Annotated in this window: 12 protein-coding genes; 7 read left to right on the forward strand and 5 right to left on the reverse strand. The window is 73.4% G+C overall.

Annotated elements, in window-relative coordinates:
• Positions 1-3 precede the first annotated feature (3 nt).
• Positions 4-1,365, reverse strand: a complete 1,362-nt coding sequence (locus tag ACLQ2R_RS36910) for a S8 family peptidase (protein WP_425966064.1) — start codon at positions 1,363-1,365, stop codon at positions 4-6.
• Positions 1,366-1,535: 170 nt separating this feature from the next.
• Between ACLQ2R_RS36910 and ACLQ2R_RS36915 the strand changes: the two genes are divergently transcribed.
• Complete coding sequence (locus tag ACLQ2R_RS36915; RefSeq protein WP_425966065.1) at positions 1,536-3,581, forward strand: spermidine synthase; 2,046 nt, start codon at positions 1,536-1,538, stop codon at positions 3,579-3,581.
• 171 nt (positions 3,582-3,752) lie between these two features.
• On the opposite strand, the gene ACLQ2R_RS36920 is transcribed toward ACLQ2R_RS36915, so the two are convergent.
• Entirely contained in the window at positions 3,753-5,447 is a 1,695-nt protein-coding gene (locus tag ACLQ2R_RS36920) for an LCP family protein (protein ID WP_425966066.1), read from the reverse strand.
• Positions 5,448-6,360: 913 nt separating this feature from the next.
• Here ACLQ2R_RS36920 and ACLQ2R_RS36925 point away from each other — a divergent pair.
• The 3 genes from ACLQ2R_RS36925 (at position 6,361) to folP (ending at position 8,336) form a co-directional block, all read left to right on the forward strand.
• Complete coding sequence (locus tag ACLQ2R_RS36925; protein ID WP_425966067.1) at positions 6,361-6,510, forward strand: hypothetical protein; 150 nt, start codon at positions 6,361-6,363, stop codon at positions 6,508-6,510.
• 9 nt (positions 6,511-6,519) lie between these two features.
• A complete protein-coding gene (locus ACLQ2R_RS36930; RefSeq protein ID WP_386237248.1) occupies positions 6,520-7,389 on the forward strand; it encodes a LysR family transcriptional regulator in 870 nt (289 codons plus the stop codon).
• An 89-nt stretch (positions 7,390-7,478) separates the two neighbouring features.
• Positions 7,479-8,336 (forward strand): dihydropteroate synthase, encoded by an 858-nt coding sequence (gene folP, locus ACLQ2R_RS36935; RefSeq protein ID WP_425966068.1) that lies wholly within the window; start codon positions 7,479-7,481, stop codon positions 8,334-8,336.
• 130 nt (positions 8,337-8,466) lie between these two features.
• Here the strand turns inward: folP and ACLQ2R_RS36940 are convergent, their stop codons facing one another.
• From ACLQ2R_RS36940 to ACLQ2R_RS36950, 3 genes are all read right to left on the reverse strand, one after another.
• Positions 8,467-9,885, reverse strand: a complete 1,419-nt coding sequence (locus tag ACLQ2R_RS36940) for a pyridoxal phosphate-dependent decarboxylase family protein (RefSeq protein WP_425966069.1) — start codon at positions 9,883-9,885, stop codon at positions 8,467-8,469.
• A 305-nt stretch (positions 9,886-10,190) separates the two neighbouring features.
• Positions 10,191-11,582, reverse strand: coding sequence for a sensor histidine kinase (locus ACLQ2R_RS36945; RefSeq protein WP_425966070.1), 1,392 nt, complete (start codon positions 11,580-11,582; stop codon positions 10,191-10,193).
• Between the two features lie 101 nt (positions 11,583-11,683).
• The gene (locus tag ACLQ2R_RS36950) at positions 11,684-12,358 is read right to left on the reverse strand and encodes a response regulator transcription factor (protein WP_425966071.1); all 675 of its coding nucleotides are present in this window, start codon (positions 12,356-12,358) and stop codon (positions 11,684-11,686) included.
• A 266-nt stretch (positions 12,359-12,624) separates the two neighbouring features.
• Here ACLQ2R_RS36950 and ACLQ2R_RS36955 point away from each other — a divergent pair, with 266 nt between their 5' ends.
• From ACLQ2R_RS36955 to ACLQ2R_RS36965, 3 genes are all read left to right on the forward strand, one after another.
• The gene (locus tag ACLQ2R_RS36955) at positions 12,625-13,803 is read left to right on the forward strand and encodes a LolA family protein (protein WP_425966072.1); all 1,179 of its coding nucleotides are present in this window, start codon (positions 12,625-12,627) and stop codon (positions 13,801-13,803) included.
• A 94-nt stretch (positions 13,804-13,897) separates the two neighbouring features.
• Entirely contained in the window at positions 13,898-14,887 is a 990-nt protein-coding gene (locus ACLQ2R_RS36960) for an ABC transporter ATP-binding protein (RefSeq protein ID WP_425966073.1), read from the forward strand.
• A gap of 97 nt (positions 14,888-14,984) precedes the next feature.
• Positions 14,985-15,857, forward strand: a complete 873-nt coding sequence (locus ACLQ2R_RS36965; RefSeq protein WP_425966074.1) for an ABC transporter permease — start codon at positions 14,985-14,987, stop codon at positions 15,855-15,857.
• The last annotated feature ends 55 nt before the right edge of the window (positions 15,858-15,912 follow it).

Below are 15,912 nucleotides of genomic sequence, written 5' to 3' on the forward strand. Positions count from 1 at the left end.
ACCTCACGGTACGCGCACCGCCCGGCGCCGCAATGAGGCGAGTACCCCGGAGGGATCCACCACCCCGTAGCCGTAGTCGTCGTCGAACCCGACGTCGCTGCGGTCGTCGGCGGTCCGGCGCAGCAGGGTGCGCAGCTGGGCCGGGGACAGGCGGGAGGCGGGCCAGAGGGTGCGCACGGCCGCCACCAGGCCCGCCGTGACCGGGCACGCGGCCGAGGTGCCCGAGTCGGGCTCGTCGTCGCCGAACGCCCGCGAGCCCGAGAAGTGGGTGTAGGCGCACAGGTCCGGCTTGCGGGCGAACAGGCGGCCGGGCCCCTGGGAGGAGTAGCCGACCCGCTCGCCGCGGGTGTCGACGCCGCCGACCGACAGCACGGCGGAGTGGGAGTTGGCGCCCGTGATCGGCCGCTCGGGGTAGGCGCAGCGGCCGTCCGGGCAGTCGCGGCCGCAGTTGCCCGCGGCGAAGAGCACGTCCGCGCCGGCCCGCTCCAGGCTGGAGACGACGATGTTGAACGGGTGGGCGGGGTTGTCGGAGTAGTTGCCGGGATGGCCCGCGGGGAAGTCCCACTCGGGGGAGAAGGACCCCCAGCTGTTGCTGATCACCAGGGAGCGCGAGGCGGCGGGCTGGGCCTCCAGGACGGTGCGCAGGTGGGCGAAGGCCGCCACCGCGTCCGACAGCAGGCCGTCCAGCGCCGAACCGCCCTGGCGGCGGGAGAGCAGCACGGGCACGTCGACGATCGACGCCCTCGGGGCGGCGATGAGCGCGTCGAAGGCGCACATCGTGCCGTGGTCGACGGGGAACTCGCCCGCCCTGCCCGACACCCCCTGGGGCTTCCAGCTGCGCCCGACGTCGACGATCACCTCCCGGCCCAGGTGACGGGCGACGTGCGCGCGGTTGACGCCGCTGTCGAGGATCGCGAGCGCTACCCCCGACCCGTCGAGGCCCTCGGCGGCCAGGTCGGCGACGCCGAGCAGCCGCTCCACGTCGTGCCAGTCGCCGACCGGGGGCGTGCCGCCGCAGGTCACGCCGGGCTGGATCGCCGGGTCGGCGAAGACCCCCACCACCTCGCGCCGGAGCGCGGGCAGCAGGGTGATCCGGGTGGACACCTCGTCGTCGGAGATCTCCCCGCGTACCAGGACGGAGGCCTCGTCGTCGGCGAAGGAGAACGCCAGCGGCTGGTTCAGCGACAGCGGGTCGCCGCCCCCGGCGGCGGGCACCGGGCGGGGCGCCACGACCGGCGCGAAGGAGGGGTCCAGGACCACCCCGGGCAGCGCGTCGGTGACGTCGGAGGCCGCCGTGCTCACCGCGGGGTCGGCCACGGCCGCGACGACGTCGGGGGAGGGGCGGAGCTGGAGCAGGACCCGCATGACGCACCACCGGGAGTCGAGGGGATCAGGTCCCCCCACATTCCTTCATCCACCCCGGCCGCGTCCAGCCGTCGAAACACGCCCCTAACAGGAGTCGGGTCGCATAAGACCGCAAACAACCGGCGTGGATTTCCTTCCCTGCGCCGGTGCCGATCACTACGTTGGGCGGCATGACCGCAGCGGCGGAGACGACGCCAATCCCTCGCCCCGAAGTCCGGCACACGCACTGGATGCCCACCCGGCCCAGACTGATCGTGGCCAGCGGCTTCATGCTCTTCCTGGAGCTGGCCCTGATCCGGTGGACCGGATCGAACATCGTTCACCTGAGTTACTTCACCAATTTCGTGCTCCTGGGGTCGTTCCTCGGCATCGGGCTCGGCTTCCTGCGGGTGGGCCGCAGCACCCGCCAGCCGTACTACTCGCCGATCGTGCTGGCCGTGCTGGTCCTGGTCGTGCTGTTCTTCCCGGTGACGGTGGACCGCCAGACCGAGGGCGTCCTGTACTGGACGAGCCTCAGCACCAGCGGGCCGCCGCCCTGGCTGATCCTTCCCGTGATCTTCGCCGCGGCGGCGATCGTGCTGATGGGCCCGGCCGAGCTGGTCGGGCGCTGCTTCCCCGAGCTCGACCGGCTGGAGGCATACCGCTACGACCTGATCGGCAGCCTCAGCGGCATCGGGCTGTTCACCGCGCTGTCGTTCCTCAGCGCGCCGCCGGTGGTGTGGGGGACGATCGCCGCGGTCGCCTACGCGGTGCTGCTGTGGCCCCGCAGGGTCTGGGCCCGCGTGGCGCTGATCGTGCCGTCGCTCGTCATCGTCGGCGCCCTCGCCACCGAGACGCTGACGGCCGGGGCGCTGTGGTCGCCGTACTACAAGGTGACCTACGTGCGCGGGCAGTGGGAGGGCGTGCCGCTGATGGACATCAAGGTCAACGGCATCCCGCACCAGCAGGCCTCCCCGGCCAAGAGCCGCCTGGAGTGGGAGCGCCAGTACGCCCTGCCCTACGAGCGGGCCGCCTCCGGCAGGCTGGACGACGTGCTGATCGTGGGCGCGGGCAGCGGCACCGACGTGTCGATCGCCCTGTCCAAGGGGGCCGGGCACGTGGACGCCGTGGAGATCGACCCCAAGCTGCTGGAGCTCGGCCGCTCCTACCACCCGGACCTGCCCTACGGCGACCCCCGGGTCACCGCCCACGTCACCGACGGCCGCGCCTTCCTGGAGGGGACCTCCAAGAAGTACGACCTGATCCTGTTCGCGCTGCCCGACTCGCTCACCCTGGTCTCCGGGGCCAGCTCGCTGCGGCTGGAGAGCTACCTGTTCACCCAGCAGGCGATGGAGGCGGCCAGGGACCACCTCAAGCCCGGCGGCGCCTTCTCGATGTACAACTACTACCGGGAGAGCTGGCTGGTCGACCGGCTCGGCGCCACCATGCAGGCCGCGTTCGGGCACAAGCCGTGCGTCGACATCGTCAGCCAGACCGGCCAGCAGGCGGTCATCACCGCGGGCCTCACCCCGCAGGGACAGCGGTGCGGCGCCGAGTGGGCGGGAGCCACCGCCCAGACCCCGCCGCCCGCCAGTGACGACCTGCCCTTCCTGTACCTGAAGGACCGGACGATCCCGCAGATCTACATCATCACGCTCGGCCTGATCCTGCTGGTCAGCCTGCTCGCCGTCCGGGTCGTGGCCGGTCCGTACCGCAGGATGCGGCCGTACGCGGACCTGTTCCTGCTCGGGGTGGCGTTCCTGCTGCTGGAGACCAAGAGCGTCACCGGCTTCGCGCTGCTGTTCGGCACCACCTGGGTGGTGAACGCGATCGTGTTCGCCGGGGTGCTGGTCGCCGTGCTCGCCGCGGTGGAGGTGACCCGCCGCTTCCGGGTGCCGTCCCTGCCGGTCATGTACGGGGTACTGCTGGCCGGGCTGGTCCTGGCCTGGCTGGTGCCCAACTCCTGGCTGCTGGGGCTGCCGCTGCCGCTGCGCGCGGTGACGGCCGTGGTCGTGGCGTTCCTGCCGATCTTCGCGGCCAACGTGGTGTTCGCCAAGCGCTTCGCCGACTCCGCCGACGCGACCGTGTCCTTCGGCGCGAACCTGCTGGGCGCCATGGTCGGCGGCTGCCTGGAGTACCTGGCGCTGGTCATCGGCTACCAGGCGCTGCTGATCGTGGCGGGCCTGATCTACCTGGGCGCCTTCGCGCTGCTGCCCAGGAGCGCGAAGGTCGCCTGAGGCCGGGGCCTCGATCCTCGGGGCCCCGGCCTCGCTTCCGGTGTCCCGGGACCTTGGTCTCGCTCCCCGTGTTCCGGGCCCCGGTCCCGATTCCCGGCCCCGGGGCAGCCGGGGTTCGACGGGACGGGCCCCGGGATTCCTCGGAGGAACCCCGGGGCCCGTCCCGTCAGGTCAGAATCCGCAGAGCTCGCTGAGGGACTCGCCCGCGGGCTTGCCGTTCGGGGTGGGTGTCCGGCTCGGGCGTACCGCCGTGCTCGCCAAGGGGGTGGGCGTGGCGGCCGGCGTCGCGCCGCTCGCGCCGGGGGAGGCGCTTACCCCGGCGGCCTGCGGCCGGCGGGCGGGCAGCTCCGAGCGGCGCAGCGCCCTGGCGGCGGCGGTGCGGATCTTCTGCCAGTCGGGCGAGCCGGTGTAGAACTCCGGCGGCACGAACTGCAGGCTGGTGATCCTGGCGTCCTTGACCTGCACCGCCAGGTTGGTGAGGTGCTCCACCAGCTCGCGGGGGATGTCGGTCTTGGCCATCTTCTTGGCCACACCCGCGATCTTGGTGAAGTTGAGGAGCACGACCGACGGGGTGGCCTGCTGGGCGAAGGCACCGATGACGCAGCGCTGGCGGGCCATCCGGGAGAAGTCGTCGCTGCCGACGCGGGAGCGCCCGTACCAGAGCGCCTCCTCGCCCGAGAGCGTGCGGTACCCGGCCTTGATCGTCCCGGCCGTGCCGTACAGGCCGCCCCAGGGGATGTCGCGCTCGACCCTGATCTTCAGGCCACCGATCGCGTCCACCATCCTGGCGAAGCCGAACATGTTGACCAGGGCGTAGTAGTCGACCTTCAGGTTGAGCGTGTGGCCGATCGCGTCCATCAGCGCCGCGGGGCCCCGCTCCCCGGCCTTCTTGCCCGGCACGACCTCCGGGTGGTCCTCGGCGTACTGCCAGACCTCGTTGAGCAGGCCGCCGTTGGGCAGCTCGCGCATGAAGCCGTCGGGGAACCGCTTGCCGAGCGCGCTGCCGGGCGAGAAGTGGACGTGCTGGAGGTTGCGCGGGAGGCTGAACATGACCGTGTTGCCGGTCGCGACGTGCACGCTGGCCACGTTCATGCTGTCGGTCCGCACGCCCTCCCGGTTCCCGGCGCCGTCGCCGCCGACGAGCAGGAAGTTCACCCGCTTGCGGCCGGACCAGGGGTCCTCGTGCTTGACGGGGACGGCCGTCGGATCGGTCGAGGCGGGTTTGAAGATGTCGAGGGTCTCCTTGGCGGTCAGCACCGTGCTGGCGGTCAGCGCGAACGGCGCCATCACCGACACGCAGAGCACGCCCACCACGATGCCCGAGACGATCTGCCCCCTGCCGCTGAGCCGGTTCGGCTTCAGCGTGACGTAGGAGAAGAGCAGCAGCAGGAACCAGGCGATCGCCCCGGCCACGGCCAGGACCACCCCGGTCATCAGCGTGTTGTCGCGGGCGAAGAAGCCGGTGTTGCCGCTGAGGTAGGCGATGGCGGCGGTGATCGCGCCGCCCAGCAGCGGCACGCCGAAGACCGCGAGCAGGATGAAGCCGAGACGGCGTTTCCCCGCCCGCAGGTGCGCCGCGCCGGGCAGGATCGCCGAGAGCGCGGTCCAGCCGATGAGGGCGCCGGTCGTCAGCGGCTTGGCGAACCGAGGTCGTCCCCCGGGCGCCTCGGCGGCTCCCGCGGGAGGGCCGCCCGCCGGTGGCGCTCCGAAGGCCGGTGCGCCGGTGGGCGATGCTCCGACGGGCGGTGCTCCCGTGGGGGGTGTACCGGTGGGCGGTGCTCCCGTGGCGCCGGCGGGGGCCGCCGGATCCGCGGGGCCGCCGTTCCCGGCGGTCCGGCCGTCACCCGTCGCGCGGCCGTCACCCACCGGGCCGGACCCCGCCGCCCGGCCGGTCCCCGCGTCCGCCGGTCCTCGCGGGGAGGGGGGCCGCTGCCCGCTCCCCGCCGGGAGGGTGCCCTGCTCGTGGTAGGAGACACCCGCCGGAGGGAGGGTGCCCTGCTCCCGGTAGCCGTTCCCGGCGGTGGGCTGCTCGTGTCCGTGCCGGCCGTCTCGCGCCGCGGGAGCCTCCGGCGCACCGGAGACCTCCTGCGCGCGGGTGGCCTCCGGCCCGCCGGTGGGTCCCTGGGCCTGCGGCGGAGTGGGTACGACGGGCCCCTGTCCGGGTCCGGCCTGATCCGGGCTTCCGCCTTGGCGCGCGCCGGGGCCCCCACCACGACGCCGGGTGCGCCGTTTACCGCTTTCGCCGGCGAGATCCCCCGAATCTTGCCCAAGGCGCATCGTCACACCGCTTCCTGCTGCGTTTTGCCCGGCTTAGCCCTGAGTACATGGCAGGCGTCGGGGTTGAACAGAATTTGCCAGGATTCTAGTCCCCATACCTGGACATGACAGACAGATAGCCAATCTGTGGTGAACGACCCCTTAACCTGCATCATCAGTCAGGAGGCCGGGTGGGCGGGGTGGGGTGGCCGCTGTCCCGGAGCTCTTGACCGACCTCCTGGAACGCCTGATCGTCACGCCGGACGCCGGGGGCTTGACCGTCGCGCCGGGTGCGGGGCCGTCAGCCGGGTGCGGAGTCGTCGGCCGGGTGCGGGGTCGTCGGCCGGACGCCCGGCCCGTGCCGGAACGCCTGTCCCTCGTGCCGGAACGCCCGGCCGCTCCTCGTCGTCCCGGGGGAACCGCCGGTGTCGTCCCGGAGGAGCCGCCGTCCGTCGGGGAGTCGCGGTCGCGGATGTGCCCCGGAGGGCCCCCGTAACCCCCTCCGTGGATTCGGACATCCGGCATGAACGACAAGATCGGACTTTTGTGGAATTTAGGGCGTAAGGATACTGATTTATCATCCGTCACGGATGTCGCTGCATTCGATTACATTCCGAAATCATCCGAGGTGATCTCCGCGATGTACCGGACCGATCCGGCACCCGTGACCTAGCTTCAAGGCATGAATCTGCAGCAGCTCCGCTATGTGGTCGCGACGGCGGAGCATCGCACCATGACCGACGCGGCCAGGTCGCTGTACATCGCGCAACCCGCTCTCTCCCGTGCGATCAGGGACCTGGAACGAGAGCTCGGGATGACGTTGTTCGCCCGTTCCGGACGTGGCGTGGTCGTCACGGCGCAGGGGCGCCGGGTGGTCAAGCTGGCCCGGGAGGCGCTCGACGCCGTCCGCGAGATCGAGTCACTGTCCACACACGGCCAGACGTCCGAGGCGGAGCTCCGCATCGCCTCGATCCCCAGCCTCGAACCGGGGCTGGCAGGGCGTCTCCTTCCCGCGTACACCGCCGAGCACCCGGGAGTACGCATCCACATCGTCCGCTGTGACGGACGGGACGGCGTGGTGAGCGCCATCAGGGACCAGCGGGCCGACCTCGGCCTCACGGACCTGCCCGTCCCCACCGATCTGATCAGCCACCCGCTGGAGCGCCAGGAGATCGTGCTGATCTCCCCGCCCGGCGTGGACCTGCCCGACCCGGTGCCGATGAGGAGACTCCACGGCATGCGGCTGGTGCTGCCGGTGCCCGGCAGCTCCCGGCGCAGGGAGTTCGACGCGCTCTTCGCCAAGCACGGTGTGGCCCCCGTGGTGGCGACGCAGCTCGACGAGCGCGGCAACTGGCTGAACACCGTCCGTTCGGGCACGGCCTCGATGCTCTGGTACCGGGGGATGGCCGAGCAGGCCGCCCGCGCCGGACTGGTGGTCCGTACCCTCGACCCCTCGGTACGCCGGGTGATCGCCCTCGTGCACGCGCGACGGCGGCTGCCCGCTCTCGCCCAGGAGTTCCTGTCCGTGGCCGAAAGTGGGTCGGCCGCGTAGGGACGCCCAGGCTCCTTCGTTCTCCCCCAGAGGTTCGGCGCAGGTGGGAGCGCCGTCCTCTCCGACACCGGGCTATAGGCTCGGTCTCGATGACTATCCTGCGCCTGCGTGGCCGTGAGTTCCGGCCCGGCGAGTTCGCGATCATGGCGGTGGTCAACCGCACCCCCGACTCCTTCTTCGACAGGGGAAGGACGTACGGCTTCACGGCCGCCCTGGAGGCGGTGGACGGTGCCGTGGCCGGTGGCGCGGACATCGTCGACATCGGCGGCGTCAAGGCGGGTCCCGGCGACGAGGTGGACCCCGCCGAGGAGATCCGCCGCGTCTCCGACCTGGTGGACGCGGTCAGAAGGCGCCACCCCCGGCTCGTCGTCAGTGTCGACACCTGGCGCGCCGAGGTCGGCGAGGTCGTCGCCCAGGCCGGGGCCGACCTGCTCAACGACACCTGGGGCGGTGTCGACCCGGATCTGGCCGGGGTCGCCGCCCGGCACGGCATCGGCCTGGTCTGCGCGCACGCGGGCCGCGTCGCCCCGCGCACCCGCCCGCACCGCGTCGCCTACGACGACGTGGTCGCCGACGTCGTCGGCTACACCGTCGGCCTCGCCGAACGCGCGGTGGCCGCCGGGGTGAACAGGGAGTCGATCCTCATCGACCCCGCGCACGACTTCGGCAAGAACACCCGGCACTCCCTGGAGGTCGGCCGCCGCCTGGACGAGATGGTCGCCACCGGCTGGCCGGTGCTCGTCGCGGTCTCCAACAAGGACTTCGTCGGCGAGACCCTGGGCGGCCTCCCCGTGGACGAGCGCCACGCCGGCAGCATGGCCACGCTGGCGGTCTCCGCCTGGCAGGGGGCCCGGGTCTTCCGCGTCCACGACGCCGCCTCGGCCCGCGCCGCGCTGGCCACCGTCACCGCCCTGAGAGGCCGCGACGCGGGAGCGGACGCGCGCTGAGACGCCGTGGCCCGGCAAGGGACGCGCCGGGACACCGTGCTCCAGGAAGGGGCGGGCGCCGGGACGACCGTCGATCCAAGGAGGGACGCGCGCCGTCACCCGGGGACGGCGCGCGCCGCGACGCGGTGTCTCAGGAGTAGATGACGGACAGGAAGCGGATCAGGATCGCCTCCCGCCGGTCGGCGGGCAGGGCGTCCAGGACCGCGTTGACCACGGCCATCTCCGGCTGCCCCGAACCGCCCAGGTCCACCCCGACCGAGGCCGCCAGCTCGCCGAAGGCGGCGTCGTCCAGCGCGTCCAGATCCAGGTCCGCGATCAGCTCCACCAGCCCCTCGGGGAGCCGCGCCGGGCCGCGCTCGCGGGCCGCGTCGGCGGACTCGGCGATCACCTCCAGCATCGCCTCGACGCCGTGCAGGGTCACCCCGGTCACCGTGACGTGGATGTTGGCCGGGATGCCCGCGTACGACAGCTGCGGTTGCAGGAACCACCCGCGCCGCCTGGCCTCGTCCGAGAGCACGAACACGTCCACCTCGTCGGACCCGAAGGCGACCAGTGCCGAGTCCGGGTCGCCCAGCACCCGCAGGCCCGGGATCTTCGCGACCCCCTCGCGGAGCGCGCGGGCCGCCGCGAGGGTGTCGCGGCCGAGTTCCAGGTAGCCCTCCCGGCCCAGGGCCTGGAAGGTGGCCCAGGCGCCCCCCAGCGGGCCCGCGGACTTCGAGCTCTGCACGGTCGCGTTGATCACCGTGTAGCCGGGCCACGACGCCGAGGCGAAGTAGGCCCTGCGCCGCAGCGCCGGGTCGGCGAAGAGCACGACCGAGGCGCCCTTGGGGGCGTAGCCGAACTTGTGCAGGTCGCACGAGAGCGAGGTGACCCCGGGGACCGACAGGTCGAAGGGCGGCACGTCGGCCCCGGCCTCGCGCAGCCACGGCAGCAGCCACCCGCCCACGCAGGCGTCCACGTGGCACAGCACGCCGCGCGCGGCGGCGAGGGCGGCGATCTCGGCGACGGGGTCGATCACGCCCTGCGGGTACGACGGCGCCGAGGCGACCACCAGCACGGTGTCGTCGGTGAGGGCCGCCTCCACCCCCGCCGCCGGGGCCCGGAACGTCACCGGGTCCACCGCGACGGCGTCCACCACGACCCCGAGGTAGTGCGCGGCCTTGTGGAAGGCCGGGTGCGCGGTCACCGGGACCGCCATCCTGGGACGCCCCGCGGTCGGGCGGGAGTCCCGCGCCGCCTTCACCGCCAGCATGATCGACTCGGTGCCGCCGCTGGTGAAGATGCCCGACCCCCCGCCGAGCAGGCCGGCGACCGCGCCGACCACCTGCTTCTCCATCTCCACGATGCTGGGGAACGCCGTGGGGTCCAGGGTGTTGACCTCCAGCATCTCGAAGTAGGCCCGGGCGGCGGCCTCGTGCACCTCGGGCCGCCCGGTGTCGTACACGTACGCGGTCACCTTGCCGCCGCGGACCGGCAGGTCGTCCCGCCTGAGGTGGGCGATCTCGGCGAGCAGCTCGGAGGTGCTGCGGCCCTTGTCGGGCAGGCTCATCGGTCTCCTCGGGGGTACGGCCCGCGCGGGCCGGTGGTACGCGCGACCCTCAGGGCCGCCGGGGGACTGCCAGGATCACACGGATCGCGCCGGTCGTGAGCGGGGGAACGCCGTGGATTCGCGCCAAAGGTGAAAAAATCTCTCATAAAGGGGATCCGGCGGTGCCGGGGACGACCCTCAGGGCGGCGAACAGCCTGGTCGCCACCCGCAGGATCAGCTCCCGGCGGCCGTCGTCACCGGACGTCGTGCATGTGGCGCCGGGTGCCCGCCCGACACCGGCCGAGCAGGCCACGGGCAAGCCCCGGTCAGGACAGGGGAAGCCGGACGACCGCCCGCAGGCCCGGCGAGGCGTCCTCCAGGTGGACCGCGCCGCCGTGCGCGTGCACGGTCTCGCGGACGATCGCCAGCCCCAGCCCGGCTCCGCCCTCGTCGCGGCTGCGCGCGCTGTCCAGCCGGGTGAAGCGGTCGAACACCCGCTCCCGGTCGGGCTCGGGGATGCCCGGCCCGTCGTCGGTGACGGTCAGCACGGCGTCGGCCCCCTCGGCCCGCAGCTCGACCAGCACCGGGGCGCGGGTGTGCCGCAGCGCGTTGTCGACCAGGTTGACCAGCACCCGCCCCAGGTCCAGCGCGTCCCCGGTGACCGTGACCGGAGCGCCGGGGACCCTCACCGCGACGCCCGTGCCGTACCGCTCGGCGGCCTGGGGGACCAGCCGGTCCAGCTCCACCGGCTCCCTGCGCGCCGGAGCGCCGCCCCGCTCGTCCAGCCGGGCCAGCGCGAGCAGGTCCTCGGCCAGGCGGGACAGGCGCATGGTGTCCTCCAGCACGCCCTCGGCCGTCTCCCGCCAGTCCTGCCCCCCGGGGTGGCCCAGCGCCACCTCCAGCTGCAGCCGGATGCTCGCCAGCGGGCTGCGCAGCTCGTGCGCCGCGTCCGAGACCAGGGCCCGCTGCCGGCCGTCGGCCTTCTCCAGCCGGGCCAGCATCGCGTTGAGGGTGGTGGCCAGGCTGTGCACCTCGTCGCGCGCCTCGGGCACCGGCAGGCGGCGCGACCGGGCGGTGTCGGTGATCTCCTCCGCGCCCCGGCGCAGCGCCGCGATCGGCCGCAGCGTCCTGCCGATGATCATCCAGCTCGCCCCCGCGAGCAGCACCAGCAGCAGCGGGGTGCCGACCAGCAGTACGTGCCCGGCCGTGGACAGGCTGGTCTGCACCTCGCTGAAGGGCCTGGCCGCGATCACCTCCAGCCCGTGGTCGGCGCTGAGCACCCGCACCCGCAGCAGGTGCGGGATGCCGTACGGCTCGCCGTCCAGGAAGCGGGCCTCACCGGCGCCGATCGCCGCGGCCCGCGCCGGCCCGTCCAGCAGGGGGACCAGCCGGTCCGTGCCGGGGGTGGCGTGGGTGATCCGCCCCTCGGCGTCGATCACCTGGAGGAGCGTGCCGTCAGGAGAGGTCATCTGGTCGGGCAGCCGCCCGGCGTCGGCCAGCGAGACCGCGTCCCGGGCCCGCTGGTAGATCGACCCGTCGATGGTGCCGATCAGGGCGCTGCCCAGCACGCCGATCATCACGTACGCCGAGACCGCCAGCGCGACCGCCAGCACGGCCGAGGCCGCGGCCGTCAGCCGGAAGCGCAGGCTCCTGCGCCGCCACAGGACGGCAGCGCGGCCTCCCGCGTGCGCGCCCGCGCCGTCGGGCTCATCCGTCACGGTCGCCCACCGGCCCACCCGTCACGCGCACCCGCCCGCCGGGCCATCGTGTCCGGTCGCCGCGTCCGGCCGGCCGCCCGGTCCCGTACGCCGCCGCCCGCTCAGCCACCGTCGCCGGCCAGCCGGTATCCGGCCCCCCGCACCGTCTGCAGCGCGTTCCTGGAGAACGGCACGTCGATCTTGCGCCGCAGGTAGCCGACGTAGACCTCGACCACGTTGGGATCGGTGTCGAAGGTGTCCCACACGTGCTCCAGGATCTCCGTCTTGGAGACCACCTCGTCGTGGTGGCGGATGAGGAACTCCAGCAGCGCGAACTCCCGGGGGGTCAGCTCCACCGGCGTCTCCCCCCGGGTGACCCGCCGCCGCGCCGGGTCCAGGGTCAGGTCCCCGGCCCTCAGCACGGCCGGGCGCCGGTTCGCGCCGCGCCGCAGCAGCGCCCTCAACCTGGCCACCAGCACCACGTAGGAGAACGGCTTGGTCAGGTAGTCGTCGGCCCCCAGGTCCAGGCCGTCGGCCATGTCGTACTCGCCGTCCTTGGCCGAGAGCATCAGCACCGGCACCCAGTTCTCCTCCGCCCGCAGTTGCTTGCAGACGTTGTAGCCGGAGATCTTCGGCAGCATGATGTCCAGCACCACCACGTCGTACCCGCCGTGCCTGGCCTGGTGCAGGCCGTCCTCGCCGTCGTGCGCGAGGTCGACGGCGAACCCCTCGGCCTGCAACCCGCGCTGCAGGGCCGCCGCCATCCGCCGTTCGTCCTCCACGACGAGAATCCGCATCCCTCTCCCCTCCACCACCCGTGACGTCCCGCCCCGGTCGTCCGGGCCGGGGCCGGGACGTCCGCGAGTGCCCCCGGCACCCGCGCCGACGAGGGGAACGTCCCCATCCTGGGTCATCGGAGCTGAGAGACGGCTGAGAATCCTGTGAGTCCTCTCAGTCTGTCTCAGCGTCGGCACAGCGACCGTCACGCAGGCTGCTTCTCGACAGGGTCGACGGCATACCGTGGAGGAATGAGATGTCCGAGCAAGGAAGACGGGGCCGCGCGATGAGGTGGGCCGTGCCGGTCGTCGCGATCGCGGCGGTCGCCGGGGCCATCGGGGCGGGTCCGGTCATCGCCGCCGTCCAGGGGGACCCCGTGCTGCCCGAGCGCACCGCCGAGCAGTTGCTCGCGAGCGCCGCCCAGGCGGCCCGGGCCGGGGTGAGACCCATGTCGGGCACGGTCATGCAGACCGCCTCGCTCGGACTGCCCGGCCTGCCCGAGGTGTCGGGCGTGAGCGGCACCTCGCCCACCGCCCTGCTCGCGGGCTCGCACGAGCTGAAGGTCTGGTACGGCGGCGCCGGCAAGGTCCGCCTCGCCATGCCCGGCCGGATGAGCGAGACCGACCTGATCGTCAACGGCGACCAGGCCTGGCTGTGGCAGAGCGACGTGAACAAGGCCACCCGCGTCAAGGCCGACGGCACCGGGAAGATCGGCGAGCACGGTCCCGGGCGGCGGGCCCAGGATGCGCTGCCCACGGCGACCACGCCCCAGCAGCTCGCCCGGACGCTGCTGGACCGGGTCGTCCGGGACACGGCGGTCGGCGTGAGCAGCGCCGAGAAGGTGGCCGGCCGCGCCGCCTACCAGCTCGTGCTCGCCCCCAGGGACCCCTCCTCCCTGATCAGGGAGGTCAAGCTGGCCCTGGACGGGGAGACGCTGGTCCCGCTGCGGGTCCAGGTGTACGCCAGGAGCGCGGCCGAGCCCGCCTTCGAGGTCGGTTTCACCTCGGTCACGTTCACCCCGCCCGCCGCCGAGAACTTCACCTTCACCCCGCCCGCCGGTGCCAAGGTCGACGAGACCTCGTTCGGCGAGCTCACCGAGAGGAGCAGGGCCGGCCACGAGGGGTTCGAGAGCCGGAAGGAGTTCGACGACAAGGTCAGGGTCGTCGGCGGAGGCTGGACCACGGTCGCGGTGCTGCGCGCGCCCGAGGACCTCAAGGACCTGGCGGCACCGGAGCACAGGCAGGGCACGGAACAGGGGCGGGCCACGGGGCAGGGCGCGGCGGAGCGGGACGCCACCACGATCGCCGACGCGCTGCGAAGGTCGGCCACGCCGATCAGCGGGCCGTGGGGCAGCGGCCAGGTCGTCCGGACCAAGCTGGTCTCCGCGCTGCTGACCGACGACGGCCGCCTGCTGGTCGGCGCCGTCACGCCGGAGAAACTCTCCGAGGCGGCCGGGCAGAAGTGAGGCCGGCCCGGGAGCGGAGACGGTGACGGACGCGGAGACGGGGATGCGTATGAACGCCGGAACGGACACGCGCGGACACGGGAGCGGGGGCGCCGTGACCGCCGTGACGGACGCGCCGGGGGCCGGGGGCACGCGGACCCCCGACGACGACGAGGGGTTCTCCATCGTCACCGCCGGGCTGACCAAGCGGTTCAGGAGCGGCCAGGTGGCGGTGGACTCCCTCGACCTCGCCGTACCCGCCGGATCGGTCTTCGGTTTCCTGGGCCCCAACGGGTCGGGCAAGACCACCACCATCCGCATGCTGCTCGGCCTGGTGACGCCGACGGCCGGGAGCTGGCGGCTGCTGGGCACGCCGATGCCCGGTCCGATGGGCGGCGTGCTGCCCCGGGTGGGGGCGCTGGTCGAGGGGCCCGCCTTCTACCCCTACCTGTCGGGTGAGGCCAACCTGCGCCGCTACGACGCCGCCGACCCCTCGGCCGACCGGCGTACCGTCTCGGCCAGGATCGGGCTCGCGCTGGAGCGGGTGGGCCTGGCCGCGGCGGCCGGGAAGCGCTACCGGGCGTACTCGCTCGGCATGCGCCAGCGGCTGGCCATCGCCGCCACGCTGCTCGGCCCCAGGGAACTGCTGGTCCTCGACGAGCCGACCAACGGCCTGGACCCCCAGGGCACCCGGGAGGTACGCGCGCTCGTCAAGGAGATCGCCGCCGCCGGGACGACCGTGTTCGTCTCCTCCCACCTGCTGGCCGAGGTGGAGCAGGTCTGCTCCCACGCGGCGATCATGCGGGCGGGCCGGCTGGTCGTCCAGGGGACCATCGCCGAGCTGCTGGCGGGGGAGGCGGTACGGATCCGGGTCCTGACCCCCGACACGGCGAGGGCCGCGGCCGTGCTGGCCGCGCTCGGGCTGGCGGGGGTCCGCTCCGGTGACGGAGAGGTCGGCGCCGCGCTGGGGGCCGCCGCACCCGAGGAGGTGTGCGCCGCCCTGGTCGCCGGCGGCGTGGCCGTGCGCGGCCTGGCCGTGCAGCGGCCCAGCCTGGAGGACGTGTTCGTGGGCCTGACCGGGGAGGGATTCGATGTCGACGGTTGACGCGGACAGGACGACGGTGCCCGGCACGGCGGAGCCGACGCCGGGATCGACGCCGGGATCGACGCGAGGACGGGTGCCGGAACCGCCGGTGACTCCGATGACTCCGGCGACTCCGGTGCCCCGGGCGGCGGGGGCGGCGGGGGTGGGCGCCTTCCGGGCGTGGTCGCGGCTGTTCGGGTCCGAGCTGGGCCTGATCTTCCGGCGGCCGAGGAACCTCGCCATGCTCGCGGTGCTCGCCGTGATCCCGGTGCTGGTCGGCGTGGCGCTGCGGACGTTCGGCGGTTCCGGCCAGGGCGAGGGGCCGGGGATCTTCGAGCAGGTCGCCGGGAACGGGCTGTTCCTCACCTTCGCCGCGCTCTACGTGCTGGTGCAACTGCTCCTGCCGGTCGTCGTCGCGATCGTCGCCGGTGACGCGATCGCCGGGGAGGCGGGCATCGGCACGCTGCGCTACCTGCTCACCGCCCCGGCCGGCCGGAGCAGGCTGCTGGCCGTCAAGTACGCCGGAGCGGTCGTCTTCTGCCTGGCCGCGGTCGGCGTGGTGGCGCTGAGCGCCCTGCTCAGCGGCCTGGTGCTGTTCCCGGTGGGGCCGATCACGCTGCTGTCGGGAGGGACGATCCCCTTCGTGGACGGCCTGCTGCGGATCGGCGTCGTCGTGCTGTACGTCACCGCGGGCATGGCGGCCCTGGCCGCCGTGGCGCTGGCCCTGTCGACCCTGACCGAGGTCGCCATCGGGGCCGTCGCCGGGACCGTGGTCCTCGTCATCGTGACCCAGGTGCTGGGGAACCTCCCGCAGCTCGCCGCGATCCGGCCGTACCTGCTCACCGAATGGTGGGGCGGTTTCGACGCGGTGCTGCGCGACCCGGTGGCGGCCGGGGACCTCGGTCAGGGGCTGCTGGTCTTCGCCGTCCACGCCGTCGTGTTCGGCTCCGTCGCCTGGGCCCGTTTCACCGGCAAGGACATCACCGCCTGATCCGCCCTTTTCCGGGGACCTCCGTTCCCGAAGGACCCCGCCTCTTCCAGGGCAC

Source organism: Streptosporangium sp. DT93, assembly GCF_049844535.1.
Lineage (GTDB): Bacteria > Actinomycetota > Actinomycetes > Streptosporangiales > Streptosporangiaceae > Streptosporangium.

What these genes read in the sequence shown, in the direction of transcription:
- ACLQ2R_RS36965 (WP_425966074.1), top strand. Translation starts at nt 14,985, where the DNA reads ATGACTCCGGCGACTCCGGTGCCCCGGGCGGCGGGGGCGGCGGGGGTG.
- ACLQ2R_RS36910 (WP_425966064.1), bottom strand. Translation starts at nt 1,365, where the DNA reads ATGCGGGTCCTGCTCCAGCTCCGCCCCTCCCCCGACGTCGTCGCGGCC.
- ACLQ2R_RS36940 (WP_425966069.1), bottom strand. Translation starts at nt 9,885, where the DNA reads ATGAGCCTGCCCGACAAGGGCCGCAGCACCTCCGAGCTGCTCGCCGAG.
- ACLQ2R_RS36950 (WP_425966071.1), bottom strand. Translation starts at nt 12,358, where the DNA reads ATGCGGATTCTCGTCGTGGAGGACGAACGGCGGATGGCGGCGGCCCTG.
- ACLQ2R_RS36955 (WP_425966072.1), top strand. Translation starts at nt 12,625, where the DNA reads ATGAGGTGGGCCGTGCCGGTCGTCGCGATCGCGGCGGTCGCCGGGGCC.
- folP (WP_425966068.1), top strand. Translation starts at nt 7,479, where the DNA reads ATGACTATCCTGCGCCTGCGTGGCCGTGAGTTCCGGCCCGGCGAGTTC.
- ACLQ2R_RS36930 (WP_386237248.1), top strand. Translation starts at nt 6,520, where the DNA reads ATGAATCTGCAGCAGCTCCGCTATGTGGTCGCGACGGCGGAGCATCGC.
- ACLQ2R_RS36925 (WP_425966067.1), top strand. Translation starts at nt 6,361, where the DNA reads ATGAACGACAAGATCGGACTTTTGTGGAATTTAGGGCGTAAGGATACT.
- ACLQ2R_RS36915 (WP_425966065.1), top strand. Translation starts at nt 1,536, where the DNA reads ATGACCGCAGCGGCGGAGACGACGCCAATCCCTCGCCCCGAAGTCCGG.